The 2,904-nt window shown below is 62.2% G+C and carries 3 protein-coding genes; 1 reads left to right on the top strand and 2 read right to left on the bottom strand.

Translation table 11 applies throughout. The annotated features are described in order from the left end of the window. Window positions 1–261: 261 nt before the first annotated feature. A complete protein-coding gene (locus tag VD811_04015; protein ID HXV20144.1) occupies window positions 262–873 on the bottom strand; it encodes a CoA pyrophosphatase in 612 nt (203 codons plus the stop codon). 216 nt (window positions 874–1,089) lie between these two features. On the opposite strand from VD811_04015, the gene VD811_04010 reads away from it, so the two are divergent. Then, the gene (locus tag VD811_04010; protein ID HXV20143.1) at window positions 1,090–1,812 is read left to right on the top strand and encodes an arginyltransferase; all 723 of its coding nucleotides are present in this window, start codon (window positions 1,090–1,092) and stop codon (window positions 1,810–1,812) included. A gap of 24 nt (window positions 1,813–1,836) precedes the next feature. Here VD811_04010 and VD811_04005 read toward each other — a convergent pair whose 3' ends face one another. Then, a complete protein-coding gene (locus tag VD811_04005) occupies window positions 1,837–2,616 on the bottom strand; it encodes a hypothetical protein (GenBank protein ID HXV20142.1) in 780 nt (259 codons plus the stop codon). Between the last annotated feature and the right edge of the window lie 288 nt (window positions 2,617–2,904).

Genomic DNA, 2,904 nt, shown 5'->3' with positions numbered 1-2,904 from the left:
GGCGATGACGGTCGGGTGGATGGTTCCGTCCTCGTCGACCCACTTCTCGAAACAGCACTGGCCGCACTGACGGCAGAGCTTTTCCCAATCGGCTTCGAGGCGGTTATCCTTCATTTTGACGGTCCATTGACAGGGTGGAATGATCTGATAAGCTTTAACCAAATTCCAGGAGAGACCGGACGCGGTCTCCCCATTCGCCTCGGAAGATGCCCTCCTGCTTCCGGGGTTTTTTTGTGTGCCATTCCGGAGCCATCCCGTCCTTCAGCCTTGCCGTTCGTCGACTGCCTCAAGGGGGATGGGTTCGAGCCCGAGGATCTGCAGAAACTGGCAGACCAGGCGATAGGTGATGCCCCAGAGTACGGTTCGGTCCGGACCCCGCAGGTCGATGGCCGGCCGCTGCAGCCGCTCGCCGCGGAAAAAAACCGTCGTCAGCCGATGCCGCCGGGGTTCGAGCAGGGTCTGCAGGGGAACCCAGAAGACCTCGGCAACCTCATCGCTCAGAGAGAAAGTGACGGTCTGTCCGATTTCATAGACGAAGCAGGAGATGACGACCGGCAGGTGCGCGCCGGCCAGGTCGTCGAGGCGTCCCAGGTAACGGGCCTGCTGCAGGTCGAGGCCGATTTCCTCGAGGGTTTCCCGTTCGGCCGCCCGTCGCGGCTCATCGTCGTCCGCCTCGATCTTGCCGCCGGGAAAACCGAGGTCGCCCGACCAGGGGTCGCTCTCGTGCCGGGACCGTTCGATGAAAAGAATCTCCGGGCCATGCGCCGCCTCGCGCAGGATCATGGCGACGGCGGCGTGCCGGCGCGAGCCGGGCGTCAGCGGGCAGGGCTGCCGGTTGGCGAGCCGGCGGCGGATGTCGGTGAGGGACGGCATGGGTGGACTCGAAACGAAAAGAAGGTGGTCGGCGTTCCTTATAGCATTCCGGTTGCGGTAAAGCAACAGAACCAGGCTTCTTCGGCGCCGCCGGAGTCAGGACGCCGCCCGGGGGAGTTATGGCCTTCGCCTGGCCGTTGACGGGCGCCGGACAGCTGTGCCATGCTGGCCGAAAGCCCCCGGTCGCCTGGTCGACACCCTCGAAAAGGCCCGTTCATGCAGGTTCTCAAAACAGCGCAACTCGAAGAGCTCGCTCCCTGCCCCTATCTGCCGGGGCGGCGCAAGCAGTACGAGTACTTTCTGGCCAGCCAGTTGTCCGCCGTCGAAGTCGCCTCCTGCTTCGAGGCCGGCTGGCGCAAATTCGGCCCCTATTACTTTCGTCCCGCCTGTCCCGACTGCCGTCAATGCATCCCCCTGCGGGTGCCGGTGGCGGAGTTCGCGCCCTCGCGCAGCCAGCGCCGGGTGCTGCGCCGAAACGCCGACCTGCGGGTTTCCTTCGGTCCGTTGCGGCTCCGTGAAGAAATCTACAACCTCTACCAGGAACATTCGGGCATCCGCTTCGGCCGGGAGACCGATCCCGAGGAGTTCCTTTTCCACTTCTACCTGCCGTCCTGTCCATCGCTGCAGACGGAAATCCACCTGGGCGAGGAACTCGCCGGCCTCGGTTTTCTGGATGTCGGGGCGGATTGCCTGAGCAGCGTCTACTTCTGCTTCGACCCCCGGCTTGCCGGCCGCAGCCTCGGCATCTTCAGCGTCCTGCAGGAGATCGAGCACACCCGCCGGCTCGGCCTGCCGTATTACTACCTGGGTTATTACGTACCCGGCTGCCCGGCCATGGACTACAAGGACCATTTTCGGCCGCGGGAGCATTTCGACTGGCACCAGCGGCGGTGGCAGCGCTGCAGCGGACCGCCCGGCGTTCTTTCCACAAATCCTTGAAACCCTTGATGGGTTGCTTGTGGCTCATGCCTCGTGTGTTCCATTAGTGCGCGGGTGCTCTTGGCAGGGCCTGAATTGCCGGTAAAGAATCAATCCTCCCCACACCGTGGCGGCGACCATCAGCAGTGCTCCGAAGTGGTGTGAGGCCGCCGCGAGGAGGTGGTCGTAACGCAGCAAACCCGTCTCCGTGAGGATGAATTCCCAGTCGTGGAAGCCGTAGGGGGAGGAATGCCCGAAATTGCCGCCGAGCAGCGGCAGTTCGCCGGCACGGGAATCGTTTATGTAGGGGGCGATGTCGAGAAAGTTCTCGCCCAGCCACCAGAGGCAGACCGCCGCGCCGAAAGGATCGCGGGACCTGAACAGCAGGACGAGCAGGCAGATCAGCGGTATCAGCAGTTGGCCGAGGGTGCCGCCCAGTGAAGTGACAAACGCTCCGAAGGGGCGAAAGAGGACGTGTCCTGCCTCATGAAAGGGAAGGTTGATCAGATGCAGAAGCGATTCGCCGGCAGCATTCGACGCGAGGCCAGCGAAAACCAGGCGGCCCCCCCAGCCAGCAAGGGCCGCCAGTAGCGCGGCCCGGCTCCAGAGGAGAATGGGGGTCTGCCGGCCCGGGATGGCGAAAAAGAGCTCGCGCAAACTTCCCCCCGCGTTTGTTTCTTCCGCCTCTGGCGTGGCCGCCGGTTCCCTGGGCTGCGCCTGCCGTTGCCGATACTTGGAAATGATGACGCCGCAGCGACCGCATTCGGCTGGAACGGGCCGGACCAGGGGAAAGCCGCACTTGGGGCAGGTGGACAGATCATTCATCAGGATTGCGACGGACTCCGTTTCCACTGGATTAACAAATCTACCTATCACTAAACCAAAGGTCCGTTTTCCGCAAGCAGAGATTTGCATGGATTTGCCGTATGCAAGTACAGGCGGTTTAGGTGTTCAATAAGTCATTAGGCAAAGCGGGACTGCGATATGGCACAACAAATTGGAAAGGCCCAACCCGCATGATTAGGTTGAGCCTTTAAATGTCTTGCGACTTGTGATTTTTTGGACGTGCTTTTTCTTCAGGCTCAACGTTAAAGTTCAGCCGCCGGCGCAAGC

The organism is Desulfuromonadales bacterium (genome assembly GCA_035620395.1).
Classification (GTDB): domain Bacteria; phylum Desulfobacterota; class Desulfuromonadia; order Desulfuromonadales; family DASPGW01; genus DASPGW01.
The sequence above is the reverse complement of the archived record's forward strand: the minus strand, read 5'-3'. Positions and strand labels throughout refer to the sequence as shown.

Coding starts and splice junctions, on each gene's coding strand:
- VD811_04015 (HXV20144.1), bottom strand. CDS start 873: ATGCCGTCCCTCACCGACATCCGCCGCCGGCTCGCCAACCGGCAGCCC.
- VD811_04010 (HXV20143.1), top strand. CDS start 1,090: ATGCAGGTTCTCAAAACAGCGCAACTCGAAGAGCTCGCTCCCTGCCCC.
- VD811_04005 (HXV20142.1), bottom strand. CDS start 2,616: ATGAATGATCTGTCCACCTGCCCCAAGTGCGGCTTTCCCCTGGTCCGG.